Consider the following 24,214-nt stretch of genomic DNA (forward strand, 5'->3'; position numbering starts at 1 on the left):
CGCGAATTACTTAACCGCGTCTTTCAGTGCTTTACCAGAAACAAATGCCGGTACGTTAGCTGCGGCAATTTTGATTTCTTTACCGGTCTGCGGGTTGCGGCCAGTGCGCTCAGCACGGTGGTTCACTTTGAAGGTACCGAAACCAACCAGTTGTACAGCATCGCCTTCTTTCAGAGACTCAGTAATAGCAGCCAGAGTGGATTCCAGAGCAGCTTTAGCCTGTGTTTTAGACAGTTCTGCTTTGTCTGCAATTACATCAATCAGTTGAGTCTTGTTCATAAGTTATCCTTACAATGTGTTTATCGCTTGCTAAGCATCGAGTGCGACGGAAATGCCAGAAAAGCACTCTCCTGCATACACGCACCGATAGCCACTTTTTTTCGCCCCCCAAATGTAGACCAGACCGGGGGCGGATGGGAAGCCTTCAGGCACGACAAATCAGGCGTTAAATCACGTTTTATGGTGTCATTGCTGAAAATTTATACCAATATTGCTCTCGCCAGCCTCGCGCAGGTCTGCACGAAGCCCTTTTATCAGCTCAATATCGCGTTCTTCACAGTCGGCTAAAAGTCGGAAAATTTCCCACTGAATATCCCATTCTTGCTCAACGGCCGGGTTCTCTTTGAGCTCTTCATCGGTCATTTCGCGACCAGCCTGGGTCATTTCCAGCATCGCAACCGTCGTAATCGAAGCCTTACTAACCTCAATTGCATGTTCCAGCGTTTCACCGCTAAGACGCGAATGCATCAGTTCGCTTAATGCCACACAGGCATCAATCGCCGGATAAACGCCGTACAAATCGTAATCGTCTGCTGAAGGAATAGCCTCTTCAAATTTTTCCAACTGGCTATCGAAATTGATTTTCGCGTCTTTAACCGTCAGCGCTTCCCAAATCAAATCCAGAATTCGGCGGTAAATTTGTCCATCGCCAAATTCGGTTTGCTTACAGAACATGGCGTAGTTGGGGTACATGCGTTCGCACAGACAGGCCATAAACGTGACGTGCTGCCAGCTTTCCAGCTTCTCCAGACGCAGGTGAATCGGATTTTGTAACATGATGAGTTCTCAAATACGGAAATTAGCGGCAGTTTACCCGATATGGGGCGTTTTTGCTGCAAGCCGCGTAAAAGCAGGGCGTTCGGATGCCACCGCATCTGCCCAGCGTGTTGGTTCCGGCAGACGATAGCCGTTCATACAGCGTTGTACCCACGCTAACGCGCTGTCCTGGTTCACGCGATGACCCGTAGAGATAAACAGCGGGTTACAGCGTGCTTTGCTGCGCCAAACCCATGCCAGCTGTTCGCCTTTATCCAACAACGGCGCTAACGCTCCGGGTTCGGCGGCGAGCGGCTCAAACTTGCCGCACAACCGTTTTTTCGCCACGCCAATCGTCGGGACATCCACCAGCAGGCCAAAATGGCTGGCCACGCCCAGACGGCGAGGGTGAGAAATCCCATGACCGTCAACGAACAGCAGATCAGGCTTGTGCGAAAGCTGCTGCCAGGCGGCCATCAGCGCGGGTGTTTCGCGAAAGGAGAGAAAGCCAGGAATGTAGGGCATGGTGGTGGCGATTCGCGCCACCTTGTATTCAACCAGTTCCAGCGAGGGGTACTTCAGTAAGACCACCGCGGCTCGCGTCACTTCGCCCCCCTGCTCGAACCCAACGTCCGCCCCGCCGATCAGATCCGGCGGATCGCTCCTCAGGCGATCCTCGCGGATCACTGAAGAGGCCAGTTCAAGCTGCTGTGCGCGTAATGACGCAAGATCCATAATGACTCCTTAGCGGTGATACTGTTCAGACAACCGATGTACCGCCTCCACGAAGACACCCGCATGCTCTGGCGGGACATCCTGATGAATGCCGTGGCCCAGGTTAAAGACATGGCCTTCACCCTGACCAAAACCGGCCAGAATCGTCGCCACCTCTTCTTCGATGCGGGCTGGCGGCGCATACAGCATGGACGGATCCATATTGCCCTGCAGTGCCACTTTATGACCTACACGACGACGCGCATCGGCAATGTCAGTGGTCCAGTCCAGACCTAACGCATCACAGCCGGTTTCCGCCATCGCTTCCAGCCACTGACCACCGCCTTTAGTGAACAGCGTCACCGGTACGCGACGACCTTCGTTCTCGCGCATCAGGCCGTCGACGATTTTGTGCATGTAGTACAGGGAGAACTGCTGATAGTCGCGACCGGTCAGCACACCGCCCCAGGTGTCGAAAATCATTACCGACTGCGCGCCCGCTTTGATCTGCGCGTTCAGGTACAGAGTGACGCTCTTCGCCAGCTTATCAAGCAGCAGATGCAGCGCCTTTGGATCGGCGTACATCATCTTTTTAATCACGGTGAAGGCCTTACTACTGCCGCCTTCGACCATATAGGTCGCCAGTGTCCACGGGCTACCGGAGAAGCCGATCAGCGGCACTTCGCCTTTCAGTTCACGGCGGATAGTGCGCACCGCATTCATCACATAACCCAGTCCATCTTCCGGGTCCGGGATCGGCAGTTTGTCGACGTCAGCCTTGCTGGCGATCGGTGAGGTAAAGCGTGGGCCCTCTCCGGCTTCAAAATACAGCCCAAGTCCCATCGCATCGGGAATCGTCAGGATATCCGAAAAGAGGATCGCCGCATCAAGCTTATAGCGACGCAGCGGCTGCAGCGTGACTTCGCAGGCCAGCTCGGCATTTTTGCACAGCGCCATAAAATCGCCCGCTTCGGCGCGCGTGGCTTTATATTCCGGTAGATAGCGGCCCGCCTGGCGCATCATCCATACCGGAGTGACATCAACGGGCTGGCGCAGCAGCGCACGCAGATAACGATCGTTCTTCAGTTCGGTCATTTTTCCATTCCTTGAGCTATTTCACGCCAGTGTAACATGTGTGTCACTCATACTCTGCCCGACAGAGGGCGACAGTATCTTCAATCAATCGACGCGCGACGGTGCCCGGCGGGGGCAGGAGCGGTAAATCGTCGTAGCGATACCAGTTCGCTTCCAGCAGTTCCTTCGGGTCAATAACAATTTCGCCGCTATCATACTCTGCCATAAATGCGGTCATCAAAGACTGTGGGAACGGCCACGGCTGAGAAGTGACGTAGCGCAGGTTTTTCACCTTAATGCCGCTCTCTTCCATGACTTCGCGCGCCACCGCCTGCTCGAGGGTCTCGCCCACTTCGACAAAACCCGCCAGCACGGTATGCACGCCGTTACGATGGCGAACATGTTGGGCAAGCAGGATAGCGTCGTCACGGCGAATAGCGACGATAATGCAGGGGGCAATTTGCGGGTAGTAGCGTTCTCGACAGTGGCTACACAGCATCGCCCATTCCGTTTTACTCGGGTGCATGGGATGACCGCAGTAACCGCAGAATTTATGTGAGCGGTAGAACTCAGCCAGTTGTACGCCGCGTCCGGCCAGTTGAAACAGGCCAACATCCTGGTCAATGACCTGGCGCACAGACCCCATATCGTGCCGACGCTGCTGCTGCACCAGCCAGACCGTCTCCCCTTCCCATTCGCCTATAGGAAGTGCACGCTGCCCGGTCAGATCAAAACTTGCTGCGTCGCCGTAAGGCAGTTCGCCATGAGGCAACCATAACTTTTGCTCATGACTGACAATCCACCAGCCGCTATCTAATTTTTCAATTATACGATCCATATCTCTTGCGCAACCTTTGCTTCACAGGCATGTTGTTTACATTATTTTTACATTTACGGGTGAGCCGTTCCTAAACACCATCTTGCGGAGTCAATCATGCTAAACCAGCTGGAAAGCCTGACGGAGCACGTCGGAGGAAGTAACAAACTGGTTGATCGCTGGCTACATGTACGTAAGCACCTGCTCGTGGCTTACTACAATCTGGTTGGCATTAAGCCTGGCAAAGAATCGTACATGCGGCTCAATGAAAAGGCGCTGGATGATTTTTGCCAGAGCCTGGTCGATTACCTTTCCACCGGACACTTCAGTATTTATGAACGTATTCTCCATAAATTGGAAGGGAACGGGCAGCTTTTAAAAGCCACAAAAATTTGGCCGCTCCTGGAAGCCAATACGCAACTGATCATGGACTACTATGATTCCAGTCTGGAGACCGCCATTGATCACGATAACTTCCTTGAATTTCAACAGGCCTTATCGGATATCGGCGAGGCGCTGGAAGCCCGGTTCGTGCTGGAAGATAAGCTGATCATGCTGGTTTTTGATGCGATGCACGAGAGTGGCATGATCAAACGTCCTGCTTGAGATTTGCGACATTAACGCGTAATTTACATTCATTACCTCTTTTTGAGGTTACTTCTTGTCGGAGTGCTTATTTTCCACAGCAGCATGAGTGGAAAAGGCTGAGACCGTTAATTCGGGATCCGCGGAACCTGATCAGGTTAAAACCTGCGAAGGGAACAAGAGTCAATCTACAACCGTATCGCCCTTTGGCGTTCGTCTCTCTTGCTTCATCCGTCGTCTGGCAAGCCATATCCTTACTTTTATTTGGAATGAGCTATGTCTGCCACTACTAAACCATCACGCCGCGAACAGCGCGCCCAAGCCCAACACTTTATCGACACGCTGGAAGGTACCGCCTTTCCTAACTCAAAACGTATCTACATCACCGGTTCGCAGGCGGATATTCGCATCCCGATGCGCGAAATCCAGCTAAGTCCTACGCTGATTGGTGGTACGAAAGACAACCCGCAGTTTGAAGAGAACGAAGCCGTGCCGGTGTACGACACCTCCGGGCCGTACGGCGATCCTGATGTGACGATTAACGTTCAGCAGGGTCTGGCGAAACTGCGCCAGCCGTGGATTGCGGCGCGTAACGATAGCGAAGAATTAGACGACCGTAGCTCCGCTTATACCAAAGAACGTCTGGCCGACGATGGCCTGGACGAGCTGCGTTTCAGCGGCCTACTGACGCCAAAACGCGCCAAAGCCGGCAAGCGCGTTACCCAGTTGCACTATGCCCGTCAGGGGATGGTTACCCCGGAGATGGAATTTATCGCTATCCGTGAAAACATGGGCCGCGAGCGCATTCGTAGTGAAGTGCTGCGCCATCAGCATCCAGGGATGAACTTTGGCGCTCGCCTGCCGGAAAACATCACCCCGGAATTCGTGCGTGATGAAGTCGCTGCGGGCCGCGCGATTATTCCTGCCAACATCAACCACCCGGAATCCGAGCCGATGATCATCGGCCGCAACTTCCTGGTGAAGGTGAACGCCAACATCGGTAACTCGGCGGTAACCTCCTCCATTGAAGAAGAGGTGGAGAAGCTGGTGTGGTCAACCCGCTGGGGCGCAGATACGGTGATGGACCTCTCTACCGGCCGCTATATTCACGAAACCCGCGAGTGGATCCTGCGTAACAGCCCGGTGCCGATCGGTACCGTACCGATCTACCAGGCGCTGGAGAAGGTTAACGGGATCGCCGAAGATCTCACCTGGGAAGCCTTCCGCGACACGCTGCTCGAACAAGCCGAACAGGGCGTCGACTACTTCACCATTCACGCGGGTGTACTGCTGCGCTACGTGCCGATGACCGCCAAACGCCTGACAGGTATTGTCTCGCGCGGCGGTTCGATCATGGCGAAATGGTGTCTCTCTCATCACAAAGAGAACTTCCTGTTTGAACATTTCCGCGAGATTTGCGAAATCTGTGCCGCCTATGACGTTTCGCTCTCTCTCGGCGACGGCCTGCGTCCAGGCTCGATTCAGGATGCCAACGACGAGGCGCAGTTCTCCGAGCTGCATACGCTGGGCGAACTGACCAAAATCGCCTGGGAATACGACGTGCAGGTGATGATTGAAGGCCCGGGTCATGTGCCGATGCATATGATCCAGCGCAACATGACCGAAGAGCTGGAGCACTGCCATGAAGCGCCGTTCTACACCTTAGGGCCGTTGACGACAGATATCGCGCCGGGCTATGACCACTTCACCTCCGGCATTGGTGCGGCGATGATCGGCTGGTTTGGCTGTGCAATGCTGTGCTACGTCACGCCAAAAGAGCACCTTGGCCTGCCGAACAAAGAAGACGTGAAGCAAGGGCTGATTACCTACAAGATTGCCGCCCATGCCGCTGATTTAGCCAAAGGCCATCCGGGTGCGCAGATCCGCGATAACGCCATGTCGAAAGCGCGCTTCGAATTCCGCTGGGAAGACCAGTTTAACCTCGCACTCGACCCATTCACCGCCCGCGCCTATCACGATGAAACCCTGCCACAGGAGTCCGGCAAGGTTGCCCACTTCTGCTCCATGTGCGGGCCGAAGTTCTGCTCGATGAAAATCAGCCAGGAGGTCCGCGACTACGCCGCCGCACAAACCATTGAAATCGGAATGGCGGATATGTCGGAGAACTTCCGCGCCAAAGGCGGCGAAATCTACCTCAAAAAAGAGGAGGCGTGATGTACCAGCCTGATTTCCCGACCGTGCCGTTCCGCCTCGGGCTGTACCCGGTGGTAGACAGCGTTGAATGGATTGAACGCTTGCTGCAGGCAGGTGTGCGCACGATCCAACTGCGCATTAAAGATAAACGTGATGAAGAGGTCGAAACCGACGTCATTGCCGCCATAGAGTTGGGGCGTCGCTATGATGCTCGCCTGTTTATCAACGACTACTGGAGCCTGGCAATTAAGCACAACGCGTACGGCGTGCATCTGGGCCAGGAAGACCTCGAAACCACCGACCTGAAGGCGATTCAGGCGGCGGGGCTACGCCTGGGTGTTTCCACTCACGATGATATGGAGATAGACGTAGCGCTGGCTGCTAAGCCTTCTTATATCGCGCTGGGCCATGTCTTCCCGACGCAAACCAAGCAGATGCCGTCGGCCCCGCAGGGTCTCACGCAGCTGGCAAGCCATAGTAAACGACTGGCGGATTACCCCACTGTCGCTATCGGCGGCATCAGCCTTGAGCGCGCCCCAGCGGTGCTGGCGACCGGCGTTGGCAGCATTGCCGTGGTCAGCGCCATAACCCACGCCGCAGACTGGCAGGCAGCCACGGCGCAGCTACTGGACATTGCGGGAGTCGGCGATGAATGACCGCGATTTTATGCGCTACAGCCGCCAGATCCTGCTCGGCGACATTGCCATTGAGGGCCAACAAAAGCTGCTCGATAGCCATGTGCTGATCGTCGGCTTAGGTGGGCTCGGCTCGCCTGCGGCACTGTATCTGGCGGGAGCGGGCGTCGGCACGCTGACGTTGGCGGACGATGATGACGTTCATCTGAGCAACCTGCAGCGGCAAATATTGTTCACCACCGATGATATCGCCCGGCCGAAAGCACAGGCGGCAAAGCGACATCTGGCACGCCTTAATCCGGACAGCGAGCTGGTCGTCCTTGAGCAGCGGCTGACCGGTGAGGCGCTCCGGCATGCGGTAGCGCGTGCCGACGTGGTGCTCGACTGTACCGACAACATGGCGACGCGCCAGGAAATTAACGCCGCCTGCGTGATGCTCAACACTCCGCTCATCACCGCCAGCGCTGTGGGCTTTGGCGGCCAGCTAATGGTACTGACGCCACCGTGGGAACAAGGCTGTTACCGTTGCCTGTGGCCGGATGATGTAGAGCCGGAACGCAACTGCCGCACCGCCGGCATCGTCGGCCCGGTTGTGGGCGTGATGGGCACCTTGCAGGCGCTGGAGGCGATTAAATTACTCAGCGGCATTGAAACTCCCAGTGGGGAGCTACGCCTGTTCGACGGTAAAACCAGCCAGTGGCGCAGCCTCGCGCTGCGTCGTGCCAGCGGCTGCCCGGTCTGCGGAGGACAACATGCAGATTCAGTTCAATGATGAGCCGATGCAGTGCGCCGAGGGACAAACCGTCAGCGGGCTGCTCACTGCGCTAAATCAACTTAAACCGGGAGCGGCGCTGGCGCTCAATCAGCAGATCCTGCCGCGCGAGCAGTGGGAGCAGCAAATCGTGCAGGAAGGCGACCAGATCCTGCTTTTTCAGGTTATTGCAGGGGGTTGATATGTTACGTATTGCCGACAAAACGTTTGATTCACATCTGTTCACCGGCACCGGAAAATTTGCTTCGTCGCAACTGATGGTCGAGGCGATTCGCGCCTCCGGCAGCCAACTGGTGACGCTGGCGATGAAGCGCGTGGATTTGCGCCAGCACAACGATGCCATTCTAGCCCCACTTATCGACGCGGGGGTGACGCTACTGCCTAACACCTCTGGGGCGAAAACCGCGGAAGAGGCTATTTTCGCCGCCCAGCTGGCACGTGAAGCGCTGGGCACAAACTGGCTAAAATTAGAAATCCACCCGGACGCCCGCTGGCTATTGCCGGATCCGATTGAAACGTTAAAAGCCGCGGAAGCATTGGTGAAACAGGGCTTTGTGGTGCTGCCCTACTGCGGCGCGGATCCGGTGCTGTGTAAGCGGCTGGAAGAGGTCGGCTGCGCGGCGGTAATGCCGCTCGGCGCGCCCATCGGTTCTAATCAGGGACTGGAAACGAAAGCGATGCTGGAGATTATTATCCAACAGGCAACCGTACCGGTGGTGGTTGATGCGGGTATCGGCGTCCCCAGCCACGCCACACAGGCGCTGGAAATGGGTGCCGACGCAGTGCTGGTCAACACGGCAATCGCCGTGGCCGACTGCCCGGTCACGATGGCTACCGCCTTCCGTCTGGCGGTTGAAGCGGGCCTTCTGGCGCGCCAGGCGGTACCAGGAAGCAAAAGTTCGCAGGCAAGCGCCACCAGCCCGTTAACCGGATTCCTGGAGGCCTTCGTATGAAAACGTTCAGCGACCGCTGGCGCCAGCTTGACTGGGATGACATCCGCCTGCGTATCAACGGTAAAACCGCCGCTGACGTGGAGCACGCCCTCAACGCTTCACAGCTTAGTCGCGACGATCTGATGGCGTTGCTCTCCCCTGCCGCCGCCGACTTTCTGGAGCCGTTGGCACAGCGAGCGCAGCGCCTGACCCGGCAGCGCTTCGGCAACACGGTCAGCTTTTATGTTCCGCTGTATCTCTCGAATCTTTGCGCCAACGACTGCACCTACTGCGGCTTTTCCATGAGCAACCGTATCAAACGCAAAACGCTGGACGAAGATGAGATAAAACGAGAGTGTACCGCTATCCGTGAGCTGGGTTTTGAGCATCTGTTGTTGGTCACCGGTGAACATCAGGCAAAAGTCGGAATGGATTACTTTCGTCGCCATTTGCCCACCATTCGCCGCCAGTTTGCCTCATTGCAGATGGAAGTTCAGCCGCTGTCAGAGGCTGAATATGCGGAGCTGAAGACGCTGGGACTGGATGGCGTGATGGTGTATCAGGAGAGCTATCATGAGGCGATTTACGCTCGCCACCATCTGAAGGGGAAAAAGCAGGATTTCTTCTGGCGACTGGAAACGCCAGACAGGCTGGGCCGCGCAGGGATCGACAAAATCGGTCTTGGCGCGTTGATTGGTTTGTCCGACAGCTGGCGGGTCGATTGCTATATGGTGGCTGAACATCTGCTGTGGATGCAGCAGCATTACTGGCAGAGCCGCTACTCCATCTCCTTCCCTCGCCTGCGCCCATGCACCGGTGGCGTTGAACCCGCATCGATCATGGACGAGCGACAGTTGGTCCAAACCATTTGCGCGTTTCGTTTACTGGCGCCAGAAATTGAGCTGTCGCTCTCCACCCGCGAATCGCCATGGTTCCGTGATCATGTGATCCCGCTGGCGATCAACAACGTCAGCGCCTTCTCAAAAACACAGCCCGGCGGTTATGCCGATAACCATCCTGAACTGGAACAGTTCTCCCCACACGACGCCCGTCGCCCAGAAGCCGTTGCTGAAGCACTAATGGCGCAGGGGTTACAGCCCGTGTGGAAGGACTGGGACAGCTATCTGGGACGCGCTTCGCAGATGCCGTAAGTCCGGAGCAATCGCATAAAACGAAAAAACCCGCTTTCGCGGGTTTTTTCTTCACTGTCACTTAACTGCTCAGGCTCTGGCCTTCATCGCTATCGTAAGCATTAGTGAAATTATCGGCGATTACAGCGCGACAACATTAACAGCAGACGGGCCTTTAGCGCCATTCTCCACAGAGAACTCCACTTTTTGACCTTCGTCTAATGTTTTAAAATCGTTACTCTGGATAGCAGAGAAATGCACAAACACGTCCTTGCTACCGTCCTGAGGAGTGATAAAGCCGAAGCCTTTCTCAGAGTTAAACCATTTTACTAAACCAGTCATTTTGTTAGACATAGATACTTCCTTTCATATTTTTGAGCCGCTTAAGCAGCGAAGATGGCCTGTTTTGCAGAAATTAACTTATGGGGCACTTAGGGAGGAGGCTCATGAAGAAGAGTATCTGAGGATAACGCTTGAACTGAGAACTGCTTTACTAAAACTGCTTTCATAAGGTCTGTATATCAAACCGATGTCGCTATAGTAGACTTACTTCTAATCAATAAGCAAGCATTAATTTATTTAATAATCGATTAGCGCCGAAATGTTACACCATCGCGGTTGAGCATTTCAGGTAACAACGTGATCTAAAATGAACAAAAGCCCTGACCATTGCAGTCAGGGCTTTAAGTTACTACACACTTCAAATTTAACATTAATAAACTTAACGATTTAATACTGCTGATGGTACTACTTTAAAATGTACACGTTTACTACAGATAATATTGGATATTGATACTAACTAAAACCGTCCTCTATTTACCGTTAAACACATTCCACCCGCTTGATAATAGAACTCAAGGCTGGTGACCTAAACAAGTACACTTCCCCTCGCGACATATACTCTTTGATGCGTTGCCTTATTTCCCTTGCGATAACCAGAAAACAGAAACCGCAAACATTTACTATTAAATCATGGCGTTACATCGTCGCGTTTTACTAACTATTTGCGATTAGATATATCAACTACGTGGCCTGAAAGCATTGCCGAGGTGAATAAATAGCGTTTTCAGCATCGACTATCCCATACAAAAATACTTCGTGGCCTTTATCGCAACCCCAATCAAGCTCTACTAACGCTTACTACGTTAACAGCAAACTACAATTTCTCCGCTGTTAAGTATTAACATACGGGTTTAAAAAACGCTGTCAATACTGTTTTTTATAACATGTCTTTATTAACAGTGATTATATATTCCTGCATATGATAAATGGGTCAACAATCGCCAAATCAGGGCCAGATCGTAGGGTTGAACCTCTTTTTGTAACCGGTTTCAGAAAAAGTGACTTTCTTTGTGATGCCTTGCACACAATCGTTGCAAAGCAGTTGTTGCTGCGGCTGGCTCGCGATAATTATCAACCCACACATGTTGATCGAGACTGCTTATGAAAAACATCGTTTTATGCTGTGCCGCCGGAATGTCCACCAGCATGCTGGTGCAAAAGATGAAAGATGCCGCCCAGAAAAAAGGTGTCGACGTCACTATCAAAGCGGTCCCGGTGGCTGAGTTTGAAGAGAATATCGCCACTGCGGATATCATATTGCTCGGCCCACAGGTTAAGTATGAACAGGCCAAGCTGCAGGCGCTCGCCGACCCGCTAGGAAAAAAAGTCGCCGTTATCGATATGATGGATTACGGCATGATGAAAGGCGATGCGGTACTGGACAAAGCGCTGAAACTACTGGAGTGATGGCATGGAAGAGTTAGAAACGATCATCATGGAATTATTGGTAAACGCCGGAGCTGCGCGCAGTCAAGCCCTGACGGCGTTGCAACTGGCGCGTAAAGGTGATTTCGCCGGGGCAGAACACGCGATGATGGAATCTCGCGAGTATGTTAAACAAGCGCATAAAATCCAGACCCAACTGATCGGAATTGACGAAGGTACCGGCAAACTACCGGTTAATCTCATCACCGTCCATTCGCAGGACCACCTGATGAATGCCATGGTGATTCAGGATCTGGCAGGCGATATGATTGAACTGTATCGACGCTTACCACCAGTAAACTGATCGGAAGGCGTAAGCCTGGCGTCATCATGCCGGATGGCAGCTGATGCCTTATCCGGCCAACATAATACATCTTAAATCCATCGACATAAAAAAACCCGCCGAAGCGGGTTTTTTATTAGCGTCAGCAACGATTAATCGTTGTCAGAACCACCCAGGCCTGCGTTCAGCAGTTCTGCCAGGCTGGCAGACGCATCTTCAGCAGTCACCTGCGGAGCAACTGGCAGTTCGCCCGCTGCGCGGCGGCGCATACGATCCTGGTGGTACGCATAACCGGTACCCGCCGGGATCAGACGACCCACGATAACGTTCTCTTTCAGACCGCGCAGTTCATCACGTTTACCTGCAACAGCGGCTTCGGTCAGGACACGCGTGGTTTCCTGGAACGATGCTGCAGAGATGAAGGACTCGGTCGCCAGAGACGCTTTGGTGATACCCAGCAGATCGCGGGAGAATGTTGCACCCACTTTGCCGTTCGCTTCCAGATCGCGGTTAGCAATCTTGACGCGGGAGTATTCAACCTGCTCGCCTTCCAGGAAGTCGGAGCTACCAGCGCTTTCGATGGTGGCTTTACGCAGCATCTGACGAACGATAACTTCGATGTGCTTATCGTTAATCTTAACGCCCTGCAGACGGTATACGTCCTGAACTTCGTTAACGATATAACGAGTTACAGCATGCACACCACGCAGACGCAGGATGTCGTGCGGCGCTTCCGGACCGTCGGAAACAACGTCACCACGTTCTACACGTTCACCTTCGAACACGTTGAGCTGACGCCATTTCGGAATCATCTCTTCGTACGGCTCGCTACCGTCTACCGGGGTGATAACCAGACGACGTTTACCTTTGGTTTCTTTACCGAAGGAAATGATGCCGCTGATTTCAGCCAGGATTGCCGGCTCTTTCGGACGACGTGCTTCGAACAGGTCCGCAACGCGCGGCAGACCACCGGTGATATCCTTGGTACCGCCGGATTCCTGCGGTACACGCGCTAGGGTGTCACCAGAACTGATCTGTACGCCATCTTCCAGCTGAACAATCGCTTTACCCGGCAGGAAGTACTGAGCAGGCATATCGGTGCCTGGGATCAGAACGTCGTTGCCCTGAGCATCAACAATTTTCAGTGCCGGACGCAGGTCTTTACCACCCGCAGTACGTTCTGCAGAATCCAGAACCACCAGAGAAGACAGACCGGTCAGCTCGTCGGTCTGACGAGTAATGGTCTGGCCGTCGATCATGTCAGTGAAGCGGACGAAACCACTCACTTCGGTGATAACCGGCATGGTGTGCGGATCCCAGTTCGCTACGGTTTCGCCGCCAGCAACCTGTTCGCCATCACCTTTCGCCATAACGGAGCCGTAAGGCACTTTATAGCTTTCTTTGGTACGGCCAAATTCGTCGATCAGTTTCAGTTCGGTGTTACGTGAGGTGATAACCAGTTTACCGCTGGAGTTAACAACCGACTTCGCATTGCTCAGACGGATGCTACCTTTGTTTTTCACCTGGATGCTGGATTCAGCAGCCGCACGAGATGCCGCACCACCGATGTGGAACGTACGCATCGTCAGCTGTGTACCCGGTTCACCGATGGACTGCGCCGCGATAACGCCGATTGCTTCACCTTTATTGATGATGTGGCCACGCGCCAGGTCACGACCGTAGCAGTGCGCACATACACCAAAGTCGGTGTCACAGGATACAACGGAACGGACTTTGACGGAGTCAACGGAGTTCTCTTCCAGCAGGTCACACCACTGTTCGTGCAGCAGCGTGTTGCGTGGAACCAGAATATCCGCCGTACCCGGCTTCAGAACGTCTTCAGCAGTCACACGACCCAGAACGCGATCGCGCAGCGGTTCTTTAACGTCACCACCCTCGATAACCGGGGTCATGGTGATGCCTTCAAGCGTGCCGCAATCGTCTTCAGTAACAACCAAGTCCTGCGCAACGTCAACCAGACGACGAGTCAGATAACCGGAGTTCGCTGTTTTCAGTGCGGTATCCGCCAGACCTTTACGAGCACCGTGAGTAGAGATGAAGTACTGGAGTACGTTCAGACCTTCACGGAAGTTCGCGGTGATTGGCGTTTCGATGATGGAGCCATCTGGCTTAGCCATCAGACCACGCATACCGGCCAGCTGACGAATCTGTGCTGCAGAACCACGCGCACCGGAGTCGGCCATCATGTAGATGCTGTTGAAGGAAACCTGCTGCTCTTCTACGCCGTCACGGTTAATCACGGTTTCGGTTTGCAGGTTATCCATCATCGCTTTGGATACACGATCGTTCGCCGCAGCCCAGATATCGATAACTTTGTTATAGCGTTCGCCCGCGGTTACCAGACCAGACTGGAACTGCTCCTGGATCTCAGCAACTTCAGCTTCCGCTTCAGAGATGATCTCGTGTTTCTTCTCTGGGATAACCATGTCATCAATACCAACAGATGCACCTGAACGCGCTGCATAAGCAAAGCCGGTGTACATTGTCTGGTCAGCGAAGATAACGGTCGGCTTCAGGCCCAGAATGCGGTAACAGGTGTTCAGCATTTTGGAGATTGCTTTCTTGCCCAGCGCCTGGTTGACGATGGAGAAAGGCAGACCTTTCGGTACGATCATCCACAGAATGGCGCGACCAACGGTCGTGTCTTTCAGGCTGGTGTGCGCAACGAATTCGCCGTTTTCATCTTTTTCGTATTCAGTGATACGCACTTTAACACGCGCATGCAGAGAGGCCAGACCTGCGCGATAGATACGCTCAGCTTCTTTCGGGCCAGTCAGCACCATGCCTTCGCCTTTGGCGTTAACACAGTCACGGGTCATGTAGTACAGACCCAATACAACGTCCTGAGACGGAACGATGATAGGTTCGCCGTTCGCCGGAGACAGGATGTTGTTGGTAGACATCATCAGCGCACGCGCTTCGAGCTGGGCTTCCAGCGTCAGCGGTACGTGAACAGCCATCTGGTCACCATCGAAGTCGGCGTTATATGCCGCACAAACCAGTGGGTGCAGCTGGATAGCTTTACCTTCGATCAGTACCGGTTCAAATGCCTGGATACCCAGACGGTGCAGGGTTGGTGCACGGTTCAGCAGTACCGGGTGTTCGCGGATAACTTCGTCCAGGATATCCCAAACGACAGCTTCTTCACGTTCAACCATTTTCTTAGCGGCTTTGATGGTGGTGGCCAGGCCACGCAATTCCAGCTTGCCGTAAATGAACGGTTTGAACAGTTCCAGTGCCATTTTCTTCGGCAGACCGCACTGATGCAGACGCAGGTATGGACCTACGGTGATTACAGAACGACCGGAGTAGTCAACACGCTTACCGAGCAGGTTCTGACGGAAACGACCCTGTTTACCTTTGATCATATCGGCCAAAGATTTCAGAGGACGTTTGTTAGAACCGGTGATCGCACGACCACGACGACCGTTATCCAGCAGGGCGTCAACCGCTTCCTGCAGCATACGTTTTTCGTTACGTACGATGATGTCCGGCGCAGCCAGATCCAGCAGACGTTTCAGACGGTTGTTACGGTTGATCACGCGACGGTACAGATCGTTCAGATCTGATGTTGCGAAACGACCACCATCCAGCGGAACCAGCGGACGCAGATCTGGCGGCAGAACCGGCAGAACGGTCAGGATCATCCACTCTGGCTTGTTGCCAGACTGTACGAATGCTTCCAGCAGTTTGATACGTTTGGTCAGCTTCTTACGCTTGGTTTCGGAGTTGGTTTCGTTCAGCTCTTCGCGCAGAGTTTCGCACTCTTGCTCCAGATCCATGCTCTTCAGCAGGGCCTGGATTGCTTCCGCACCCATCTTCGCGTCGAATTCGTCACCGAACTCTTCCAGCGCGTCCAGATACTGCTCTTCAGTCAGGATCTGTTGACGTTCCAGGTTAGTCATACCGCCTTCGATAACCACATAAGATTCGAAGTACAGTACGCGTTCGATATCGCGCAGCGGCATATCGAGCAGCAGACCGATACGGGACGGCAGAGATTTCAGGAACCAGATGTGAGCGGTCGGAGAGGCCAGCTCGATGTGGCCCATACGCTCACGGCGTACTTTAGTCTGGGTCACTTCAACGCCGCACTTCTCACAGATCACACCACGGTGTTTCAGGCGCTTGTACTTACCGCACAGGCACTCATAGTCTTTTACCGGCCCAAAGATACGGGCGCAGAAAAGGCCGTCACGTTCAGGTTTGAACGTACGGTAGTTGATGGTTTCCGGCTTCTTAACTTCACCGAAAGACCATGAACGGATCATGTCTGGCGAGGCCAGAGCAATTTTGATCGCATCAAACTCTTCGGTTTTAGTCTGCGCTTTCAGAAACTTTAATAAATCTTTCACGGATTTGCTCCCGTCGGAGTTAGCACAATCTGGCGCTGGCTGTTACGCCAGCACCAGTGACCTGTTTGATCGAGAGTTACTCGTCTTCCAGCTCGATGTTGATACCCAGCGAACGAATCTCTTTCAACAGTACGTTGAAGGATTCCGGCATGCCTGGTTCCATCTGATGGTTGCCGTCCACGATGTTTTTATACATCTTAGTACGACCGTTCACGTCATCAGACTTAACGGTGAGCATTTCCTGCAGGGTGTATGCCGCGCCGTATGCTTCAAGCGCCCACACTTCCATCTCCCCGAAGCGCTGACCACCGAACTGAGCCTTACCACCCAGCGGCTGCTGAGTAACCAGGCTGTAAGAACCGGTAGAACGCGCATGCATCTTGTCATCAACCAGGTGGTTCAGTTTCAGCATGTACATGTAGCCAACGGTAACCTGGCGCTCGAACTGCTCACCGGTACGACCGTCGAACAGTGTGATCTGACCGGAAGTCGGCAGGCCACCCAGCTGTAACAGTTCCTTGATTTCAGACTCTTTCGCACCGTCGAACACCGGCGTTGCGATCGGCATACCTTTTTTCAGGTTTTCAGCCAGACGCAGAACTTCTTCATCGCTGAAGGTATTCAGGTCAACTTTCTGACGAACATCTGAACCCAGATCGTAAGCACGCTGGATGAATTCGCGCAGTTTCGCGACTTCCTGCTGCTGTTTCAGCATGGCGTTGATCTTATCGCCGATACCTTTCGCAGCCATACCCAGGTGGGTTTCAAGGATCTGACCGATGTTCATACGCGATGGTACGCCCAGCGGGTTCAGCACGATATCTACCGGCGTACCGTTAGCATCGTGTGGCATATCTTCGATCGGGTTGATCTTAGAGATTACACCCTTGTTACCGTGACGACCTGCCATCTTATCACCAGGCTGGATCCGACGTTTAACCGCCAGATAAACCTTAACAATCTTCAGCACGCCCGGTGCCAGATCGTCGCCCTGAGTGATTTTACGGCGTTTCGCTTCGAGTTTTTTCTCGAACTCGTGTTTCAGTTCGTCGTACTGCTCAGCCAGTTGTTCCAGCTGATTTTGTTTCTCTTCGTCGGTCAGGCCGAGTTCTAACCAGCGATCGCGCGGCAGTTTGTCGAGCTTCTCAGCTTCAACACCACCGGAAACCAGCACAGCGTAGATACGGCTGAACAGGCCAGCTTCGAGGATTTGCAGTTCTTCAGACAGGTCTTTTTTCGCCTGCTTCAGCTGCATCTCTTCGATTTCCAGCGCACGTTTGTCTTTTTCTACGCCATCGCGAGTAAAGACCTGAACGTCGATAATCGTACCGGAAACACCGTTTGGCACGCGCAGAGAAGAGTCTTTAACGTCAGACGCTTTCTCACCGAAGATCGCACGCAGCAGCTTCTCTTCTGGCGTCAGCTGGGTTTCACCTTTCGGCGTTACCTTACCAACCAGAATGTCGCCACCGGTTACTTCCGCGCCGATATAAACGATACCGGATTCATCCAGTTTGGAGAGCGCAGCTTCACCCACGTTCGGGATGTCAGCGGTGATCTCTTCCGGCCCCAGCTTGGTGTCACGGGACACACATGCCAGTTCCTGAATGTGGATGGTGGTGAAACGGTCTTCCTGGACAACACGCTCAGATACGAGGATGGAGTCTTCGAAGTTGTAACCATTCCATGGCATGAATGCCACGCGCATGTTCTGACCGAGCGCCAGTTCACCGAGATCGGTGGACGGACCGTCTGCCAGCACATCACCACGTTCAACCGGCTCGCCCAGAGATACGCAAGGCATCTGGTTGATACAGGTGTTCTGGTTAGAACGGGTGTATTTGGTCAGGTTATAAATGTCGATACCTGCTTCGCCCGGGTACATCTCGTCTTCGTTAACTTTGATAACGATACGGGAAGCATCCACGTACTGGACGGTACCGCCACGTTTAGCAACTGCGGTAACACCGGAGTCGACGGCAACAGCACGTTCCATACCGGTACCAACCAGCGGCTTATCAGCACGCAGAGTCGGAACCGCCTGACGTTGCATGTTCGCACCCATCAATGCACGGTTGGCGTCATCGTGTTCCAGGAACGGGATCAGGGACGCACCGACGGATACCACCTGCTGGGTGGATACGTCCATGTAGTCAACCTGGTCACGGCTGAACAAGCTGGATTCGCCTTTGCTACGGCAGGTAACCAGATCTTCTACAAAGTGGCCTTCGTCATCCAGGTTGGAGTTCGCCTGAGCGATAACGTAGTTGCCTTCTTCGATAGCAGACAGGTAATGAATTTCGTCAGTTACAACACCGTCGGTCACTTTACGGTACGGAGTCTCGAGGAAGCCGTATTCGTTAGTCTGTGCGTACACAGACAAGGAGTTGATCAGACCGATGTTCGGACCTTCAGGCGTTTCGATTGGACATACGCGACCGTAGTGAGTCGGGTGTACGTCTCGAACTTCGAAGCCTGCGCGTTCACGGGTCAAACCGCCTGGGCCGAGTGCAGAGATACGACGTTTGTGCGTAATCTCAGACAGCGGGTTGTTCTGGTCCATAAACTGAGACAGCTGGCTGGAACCAAAGAACTCTTTCACTGCTGCAGAAATCGGCTTAGCGTTGATCATATCCTGAGGCATCAGGGTATCCAGATCGCCCAGAGACAGACGCTCTTTCACCGCACGCTCAACACGTACCAGGCCAACGCGGAACTGGTTTTCCGCCATTTCGCCTACGGAACGGATACGACGGTTACCGAGGTGGTCGATATCATCGACTTCGCCTTTACCGTTACGGATATCGATGAGCTTCTTCATCACTTCGATGATGTCATCTTTGCTCAGGATACCGGAACCTTCGATTTCGTCGCGCAGCAGAGAACGGTTGAACTTCATACGACCAACCGCAGACAGGTCATAGCGGTCTTCGGAGAAGAACAGGTTCTCGAACAGGCTTTCAGCAGCTTCACGCGTCGGCGGCTCACCAGGGCGCATCATGCGGTAGATTTCTACCAGCGCGCTCAGACGATCGTTGGTTGGGTCGACACGTACAGTTTCAGAAATGTACGGACCGTGGTCCAGATCGTTGGTGAACAGCGTTTCGATACGCTTGTGGCCAGACTGGCTCAGCTTAGCCAGCAGATCCAGACTCAGCTCCATGTTAGCTGCGCAGATCAGCTCGCCAGTAGATTCGTCAACGTAGTCTTTAGCCGCAACTTTACCAGCAATGTATTCAACCGGAACTTCGATATGTTTGATATCGTCTTTTTCCAGCTGGCGAATGTGGCGCGCAGTGATGCGACGGCCTTTTTCGACGTAGACTTTGCCGTTAGCTTCGATGTCAAAGGAGGCGGTTTCACCACGCAGGCGTTCCGGCACCAGTTCCATCTGCAGCTTGTTGTCACGAATTTCGAAAACAACTTTCTCAAAGAATAGGTCAAGGATCTGCTCAGTAGTGTAGTTCAGTGCACGCAGAATAATGGTCGCAGGCAGTTTACGGCGACGGTCAATACGTACGAACAGGTTGTCCTTCGGATCGAATTCGAAGTCCAGCCAGGAACCACGGTAAGGGATAATACGCGCGTTATACAGCACTTTACCCGAAGAGTGGGTTTTACCTTTGTCGGAGTCAAAAAAGACGCCAGGACTACGGTGCAGCTGAGAAACGATAACACGCTCAGTACCGTTGATAACAAAGGTACCGTTGTCTGTCATGAGCGGAATTTCGCCCATGTAGACTTCTTGTTCTTTAATGTCTTTTACGGTGCCTTCCGGCGCTTCGCGCTCGTAGATCACCAGGCGCAGTTTTACGCGCAGCGGTGCGGAATAGGTCACGCCACGGATCTGACATTCCTGAACGTCAAACACCGGTTCGCCAAGGCGGTAGCTGACGTATTGCAGCTCGGAATTACCGCTGTAGCTCTGAATCGGGAAAACGGAACGGAAAGCTGCTTCCAGACCATACTGCCCTTCAGGATCTTGCTCGATGAACTTCTGAAACGAGTCAAGCTGGATAGAAAGGAGATAAGGTATGTCCAACACTTGCGGACGTTTACCAAAATCCTTACGAATACGTTTTTTCTCGGTATAGGAGTAAACCATTAGGGTTCCTCAGCTCGCTGACAAGTCGACCCATCTGTCCGACGAAGGGACAGTTTGTGCAACACTATTTTGTTGACCGGAAAATCGAATACTTTCCGCAATGCCTGTTGCTATCACGCTTAAACCATTTCATTGCGATTTACACAGAACTGACGTTCTGTCGCAGTATATTAAGACGTCGATAGAAACAAGCATTGAAAGGCACAGCAGTAGTCAAACAGTGTGAAATGCTACTGGCGCCTTACAGCGCAAAAAGGCTGGTGACTAAAAAGTCACCAGCCATCAGCCTAATTTCTTAGGCTGCAACCAGAAAAGTTGGCTTATTTAACTTCAACTTCAGCGCCAGCTTCTTCCAGAGATTTTTTCAGTGCTTCTGCGTCGTCTTTGCTCACGCCTTCTTTCAGCGCAGCCGGTGCAGATTCTACCAGGTCTTTAGCTTCTTTCAGACCCAGGCCAGTTGCGCCACGTACTGCTTTGATAACAGCAACTTTGTTAGCGCCAGCAGCTTTCAGAATTACGTCGAATTCAGTTTTTTCTTCAGCAGCTTCAGCCGGGCCAGCAGCTACAGCTACAGCAGCAGCAGCAGAAACACCGAATTTTTCTTCCATTGCAGAAATCAGTTCTACAACGTCCATTACGGACATAGCGGATACTGCTTCAATGATTTGATCTTTAGTGATAGACATTTAAATTGTTCCTGAAAATCAGAATAAGTTTATACGTAAGCAGATGCTTTACAAAGATAACTGCGATTAAGCAGCTTCTTTCGCATCGCGTACAGCAGCCAGAGTACGAACCAGTTTGCCAGCCGAAGCTTCTTTCATGGTTGCCATCAGGCGTGCAATTGCTTCTTCGTAGGTCGGCAGAGTTGCCAGGCGATCGATATTCGATGCCGTAATCAACTCACCTTCAAAGGCTGCGGCTTTGACCTCAAATTTTGCATTCGCTTTCGCGAACTCTTTGAACAGACGAGCAGCAGCGCCCGGGTGTTCCATAGAGTATGCAATCAGGGTCGGACCAACAAACGTGTCTTTCAGGCACTCGAACTGAGTACCTTCAACGACGCGGCGCAGCAGGGTGTTACGAACAACACGCATGTATACGCCAGCTTCACGACCTGCTTTACGCAGTTCAGTCATTTTATCTACAGTTACGCCACGGGAATCCGCAACTACTGCAGACAGCGCGCCTTTGGCTACTTCGCTGACTTCAGCAACAATCGCTTGTTTGTCTTGAAGATTTAAAGCCATTAGCTTTGCTCCTGGATGTTTGCCGGAACTCATGTTCCGGAACTCACTTCACTCCCCCCAACGGAGAGAGCGTCTAAATACGGTGAGCAGAAACAAGCCAGAGTATCAGAAATAATCTTAGCGTTCTGTCACCGTCTACGCAGGGCATTAAGTTTCTTACGAAACACCTGCGGTCTTCGACGGAGGCCTGGATTAGGCCAGGCTCCAACGAACAAATCTTTTCTATCTGTCGCTATTCAATCTGTAGTGGCGTTGACTGCCTTGCCACAGCCTGAATATCTCAGATATACGTCTGCAATTAGCAGAATACGTGGGGGTAAGATTGTAGACAAAATCACCGCCCACGTAAAGGCGAATATTAGTTCGCCACAGTCGCAGTCAGACCGGACTGATCAACGGCAACGCCAGCACCCATGGTGGTGGAGATGCTAACTTTCTTGATGTACACGCCTTTTGCCTGAGTCGGTTTTGCTTTTTTCAGCGCAACCAGCAGAGCTTCCAGGTTTTCTTTCAGTTTGTCAGCGTCAAAATCCACTTTACCGATGGTGGTGTGGATGATGCCGTTTTTGTCGTTACGGTAACGAACCTGACCAGCTTTAGCATTCTTAACAGCTTCAGCAACGTTAGGAGTTACAGTACCAACTTTCGGGTTTGGCATCAGGCCGCGCGGACCCAGAACCTGACCCAGCTGGCCAACAACGCGCATTGCATCCGGGGAAGCAATAACAACGTCAAAGTTCATTTCGCCTTTCTTGATCTGTTCAGCCAGATCTTCCATACCTACCAGCTCAGCGCCTGCAGCTTTAGCAGCTTCAGCGTTTGCACCCTGGGTAAATACGGCTACGCGAACGGAACGGCCAGTACCGTGCGGCAGTACAGTTGCACCACGTACGTTCTGGTCAGATTTACGAGCATCGATGCCGAGGTTAACAGCAACGTCCACGCTTTCTACGAATTTAGCAGTGGCCAGCTCTTTCAGCAGAGCGATAGCTTCGTTGATGTCATACTGCTTAGTAGCATCAACTTTGTCACGGATCACGGACATGCGCTTGGTCAGTTTAGCCATTTCTTAGTCCTCCACTACCAGGCCCATGGAACGTGCAGTACCTTCAATGGAGCGAGTCATCGCTTCAATGTCGGAACCAGTCATGTCGGCAGCTTTGGTCTGCGCGATTTCCTGCAGCTGAGCGCGGGAAATTTTACCCACTTTGTCTTTGTTCGGCTTGCCGGAACCAGACTTGATACCAGCCGCTTTCTTCAGCAGAACTGCTGCCGGAGGCGTTTTGGTAACGAAAGTGAAAGAACGGTCAGCGTAAACGGTGATAACAACCGGGATTGGCAGACCTTTTTCCATGGAATCAGTTTTAGCGTTGAACGCTTTGCAGAATTCCATGATGTTCACGCCTTGTTGACCCAGTGCAGGACCTACCGGCGGACTCGGGTTAGCCATACCAGCTGCAACCTGCAGCTTGACATAGGCTTGGACTTTCTTAGCCATTCTAAATTCCTCTAGTTGGGTTATAACGCCTCAAGGAGGCTCCCCGTGATTAAATTCGTTTTACGGATAGGATCCATAAAAACAAAAGGCGCGAAATTGTATTCCAATCTCGCGCCTTGTGCAACGATTAAATCGTCGCTTTTTTGATCGGGGTGTTAGGCTTTTTCAACCTGTGCGAAGTCCAGTTCAACCGGAGTCGCACGACCGAAGATAGATACGGAAACTTTCAGACGAGACTTCTCGTAGTCCACTTCTTCAACCACGCCGTTAAAGTCAGCGAACGGACCGTCGCTAACGCGAACCATTTCACCTGGCTCAAACATCGTTTTCGGACGCGGCTTGTCGCCAACCTGCTGCAGACGGTTCATGATCGCATCAACTTCTTTGTCGCTGATCGGCGCCGGACGGTCAGATGTACCGCCGATAAAGCCCATCACACGCGGCACGCTGCGCACCAGGTGCCAGCTTGCGTCATTCATCACCATCTGGACCAATACATAGCCCGGGAAGAATTTACGTTCGCTCTTGCGACGCTGACCGCCACGGATTTCGACCACTTCTTCGGTCGGCACCATGACTTCGCCAAACAACTCTTCCATATTTTGTAACTTGATATATTCGCGCAACGATGTAGCTACGCGGCCTTCAAAACCGGAAAACGCCTGAACGACGTACCAGCGCTTTTTAGGGGCTTCAGACATCTTAGAACCTCAGGCCAGTGATAAAGGATACCAGGCGAACCAGAATACCATCCAGTCCCCACAGGATCAGTGACATTACTGCGGTAACCGCAGCCACAATTAATGTGGTGTGCAATGTTTCCTGGCGAGTTGGCCAAATGACCTTACGGACTTCGGTTCTCGCTTCACGGGCAAAAGCAACGGTCGCTTTACCTTTTGTTGTCAACAGCGCGACACCACCCGCTGCGGCAATCAGAATCACTACGGCCAGCGCACGCAGCGGCAGCATCATGTCACGATAGAGGTAGTTGCCAACGATAGCTACAAGCAGCAATACAGCGACAACAACCCACTTCATCGCTTCCAGGCCGCGCCCGCTTCCTTGAGCTTCGGTATTCGCACTCATA

The 24,214-nt window shown here is 52.9% G+C and carries 23 protein-coding genes and 1 riboswitch; of the genes, 9 read left to right on the forward strand and 14 right to left on the reverse strand.

Annotation, left to right across the window (positions count from 1 at the left end):
* Positions 1 to 6: 6 nt before the first annotated feature.
* The 5 genes from hupA to nudC all read right to left on the reverse strand — a co-directional run bounded on the left by hupA (position 7) and on the right by nudC (position 3,661).
* Positions 7 to 279, reverse strand: a complete 273-nt coding sequence (gene hupA / locus HVZ52_RS21425) for a nucleoid-associated protein HU-alpha (RefSeq protein ID WP_001044509.1) — start codon at positions 277 to 279, stop codon at positions 7 to 9.
* Positions 280 to 465: 186 nt separating this feature from the next.
* Complete coding sequence (locus HVZ52_RS21430) at positions 466 to 1,056, reverse strand: YjaG family protein (RefSeq protein WP_003842015.1); 591 nt, start codon at positions 1,054 to 1,056, stop codon at positions 466 to 468.
* A 33-nt stretch (positions 1,057 to 1,089) separates the two neighbouring features.
* The gene (nfi, locus tag HVZ52_RS21435; RefSeq protein WP_181598675.1) at positions 1,090 to 1,770 is read right to left on the reverse strand and encodes a deoxyribonuclease V; all 681 of its coding nucleotides are present in this window, start codon (positions 1,768 to 1,770) and stop codon (positions 1,090 to 1,092) included.
* Positions 1,771 to 1,779: 9 nt separating this feature from the next.
* Complete coding sequence (gene hemE / locus HVZ52_RS21440; RefSeq protein WP_016155313.1) at positions 1,780 to 2,844, reverse strand: uroporphyrinogen decarboxylase; 1,065 nt, start codon at positions 2,842 to 2,844, stop codon at positions 1,780 to 1,782.
* 43 nt (positions 2,845 to 2,887) lie between these two features.
* A complete protein-coding gene (gene nudC, locus HVZ52_RS21445; RefSeq protein ID WP_016155312.1) occupies positions 2,888 to 3,661 on the reverse strand; it encodes an NAD(+) diphosphatase in 774 nt (257 codons plus the stop codon).
* Between the two features lie 96 nt (positions 3,662 to 3,757).
* On the opposite strand from nudC, the gene HVZ52_RS21450 reads away from it, so the two are divergent.
* The 7 genes from HVZ52_RS21450 (at position 3,758) to thiH (ending at position 9,869) form a co-directional block, all read left to right on the forward strand.
* Positions 3,758 to 4,246 carry an Rsd/AlgQ family anti-sigma factor gene (locus tag HVZ52_RS21450; RefSeq protein ID WP_016155311.1) on the forward strand — a complete coding sequence of 163 codons (489 nt, stop codon included), beginning with the start codon at positions 3,758 to 3,760 and terminating at the stop codon, positions 4,244 to 4,246.
* A gap of 49 nt (positions 4,247 to 4,295) precedes the next feature.
* Positions 4,296 to 4,418, forward strand: a riboswitch (TPP riboswitch).
* 83 nt (positions 4,419 to 4,501) lie between these two features.
* On the forward strand, positions 4,502 to 6,400 hold the full coding sequence (gene thiC / locus HVZ52_RS21455; protein ID WP_181598676.1) for a phosphomethylpyrimidine synthase ThiC: 1,899 nt from the start codon (positions 4,502 to 4,504) through the stop codon (positions 6,398 to 6,400).
* On the forward strand, positions 6,400 to 7,035 hold the full coding sequence (gene thiE / locus HVZ52_RS21460) for a thiamine phosphate synthase (RefSeq protein WP_131347369.1): 636 nt from the start codon (positions 6,400 to 6,402) through the stop codon (positions 7,033 to 7,035). The genes thiC and thiE overlap by 1 nt, the downstream gene beginning before the upstream one ends.
* Positions 7,028 to 7,786, forward strand: coding sequence for a HesA/MoeB/ThiF family protein (locus HVZ52_RS21465; protein WP_103928819.1), 759 nt, complete (start codon positions 7,028 to 7,030; stop codon positions 7,784 to 7,786). The genes thiE and HVZ52_RS21465 overlap by 8 nt, the downstream gene beginning before the upstream one ends.
* Entirely contained in the window at positions 7,767 to 7,967 is a 201-nt protein-coding gene (gene thiS / locus HVZ52_RS21470) for a sulfur carrier protein ThiS (RefSeq protein ID WP_016155307.1), read from the forward strand. The genes HVZ52_RS21465 and thiS overlap by 20 nt, the downstream gene beginning before the upstream one ends.
* 1 nt (position 7,968) lies before the next feature.
* Complete coding sequence (gene thiG / locus HVZ52_RS21475; RefSeq protein ID WP_016157944.1) at positions 7,969 to 8,739, forward strand: thiazole synthase; 771 nt, start codon at positions 7,969 to 7,971, stop codon at positions 8,737 to 8,739.
* Complete coding sequence (gene thiH / locus HVZ52_RS21480) at positions 8,736 to 9,869, forward strand: 2-iminoacetate synthase ThiH (RefSeq protein WP_016157943.1); 1,134 nt, start codon at positions 8,736 to 8,738, stop codon at positions 9,867 to 9,869. The genes thiG and thiH overlap by 4 nt, the downstream gene beginning before the upstream one ends.
* A 120-nt stretch (positions 9,870 to 9,989) precedes the next feature.
* On the opposite strand, the gene HVZ52_RS21485 is transcribed toward thiH, so the two are convergent.
* Positions 9,990 to 10,202 (reverse strand): RNA chaperone/antiterminator CspA, encoded by a 213-nt coding sequence (locus HVZ52_RS21485; RefSeq protein ID WP_016155304.1) that lies wholly within the window; start codon positions 10,200 to 10,202, stop codon positions 9,990 to 9,992.
* A gap of 1,089 nt (positions 10,203 to 11,291) precedes the next feature.
* On the opposite strand from HVZ52_RS21485, the gene HVZ52_RS21490 reads away from it, so the two are divergent.
* Both HVZ52_RS21490 and HVZ52_RS21495 read left to right on the forward strand, forming a co-directional pair.
* A complete protein-coding gene (locus HVZ52_RS21490) occupies positions 11,292 to 11,597 on the forward strand; it encodes a PTS sugar transporter subunit IIB (RefSeq protein WP_181598677.1) in 306 nt (101 codons plus the stop codon).
* A 4-nt stretch (positions 11,598 to 11,601) separates the two neighbouring features.
* On the forward strand, positions 11,602 to 11,919 hold the full coding sequence (locus tag HVZ52_RS21495) for a PTS lactose/cellobiose transporter subunit IIA (RefSeq protein WP_016155302.1): 318 nt from the start codon (positions 11,602 to 11,604) through the stop codon (positions 11,917 to 11,919).
* Between the two features lie 131 nt (positions 11,920 to 12,050).
* Here the strand turns inward: HVZ52_RS21495 and rpoC are convergent, their stop codons facing one another.
* The 8 genes from rpoC to secE all read right to left on the reverse strand — a co-directional run bounded on the left by rpoC (position 12,051) and on the right by secE (position 24,213).
* Positions 12,051 to 16,274, reverse strand: a complete 4,224-nt coding sequence (rpoC, locus tag HVZ52_RS21500) for a DNA-directed RNA polymerase subunit beta' (protein WP_181598678.1) — start codon at positions 16,272 to 16,274, stop codon at positions 12,051 to 12,053.
* Positions 16,275 to 16,350: 76 nt separating this feature from the next.
* The gene (gene rpoB / locus HVZ52_RS21505; RefSeq protein ID WP_003033111.1) at positions 16,351 to 20,379 is read right to left on the reverse strand and encodes a DNA-directed RNA polymerase subunit beta; all 4,029 of its coding nucleotides are present in this window, start codon (positions 20,377 to 20,379) and stop codon (positions 16,351 to 16,353) included.
* Between the two features lie 320 nt (positions 20,380 to 20,699).
* Positions 20,700 to 21,065, reverse strand: coding sequence for a 50S ribosomal protein L7/L12 (gene rplL, locus HVZ52_RS21510; protein ID WP_000028882.1), 366 nt, complete (start codon positions 21,063 to 21,065; stop codon positions 20,700 to 20,702).
* A gap of 66 nt (positions 21,066 to 21,131) precedes the next feature.
* Positions 21,132 to 21,629, reverse strand: coding sequence for a 50S ribosomal protein L10 (gene rplJ, locus HVZ52_RS21515; RefSeq protein ID WP_005132895.1), 498 nt, complete (start codon positions 21,627 to 21,629; stop codon positions 21,132 to 21,134).
* Between the two features lie 358 nt (positions 21,630 to 21,987).
* Positions 21,988 to 22,695, reverse strand: a complete 708-nt coding sequence (gene rplA / locus HVZ52_RS21520; RefSeq protein WP_016155300.1) for a 50S ribosomal protein L1 — start codon at positions 22,693 to 22,695, stop codon at positions 21,988 to 21,990.
* Positions 22,696 to 22,698: 3 nt separating this feature from the next.
* The gene (gene rplK / locus HVZ52_RS21525) at positions 22,699 to 23,127 is read right to left on the reverse strand and encodes a 50S ribosomal protein L11 (RefSeq protein WP_003033122.1); all 429 of its coding nucleotides are present in this window, start codon (positions 23,125 to 23,127) and stop codon (positions 22,699 to 22,701) included.
* A gap of 155 nt (positions 23,128 to 23,282) precedes the next feature.
* On the reverse strand, positions 23,283 to 23,828 hold the full coding sequence (gene nusG, locus HVZ52_RS21530; protein ID WP_003033125.1) for a transcription termination/antitermination protein NusG: 546 nt from the start codon (positions 23,826 to 23,828) through the stop codon (positions 23,283 to 23,285).
* A gap of 1 nt (position 23,829) precedes the next feature.
* A complete protein-coding gene (gene secE, locus HVZ52_RS21535; protein ID WP_003033128.1) occupies positions 23,830 to 24,213 on the reverse strand; it encodes a preprotein translocase subunit SecE in 384 nt (127 codons plus the stop codon).
* Between the last annotated feature and the right edge of the window lies 1 nt (position 24,214).

The organism is Citrobacter sp. RHB36-C18, from assembly GCF_013814485.1.
Taxonomy (GTDB): domain Bacteria; phylum Pseudomonadota; class Gammaproteobacteria; order Enterobacterales; family Enterobacteriaceae; genus Citrobacter; species Citrobacter braakii.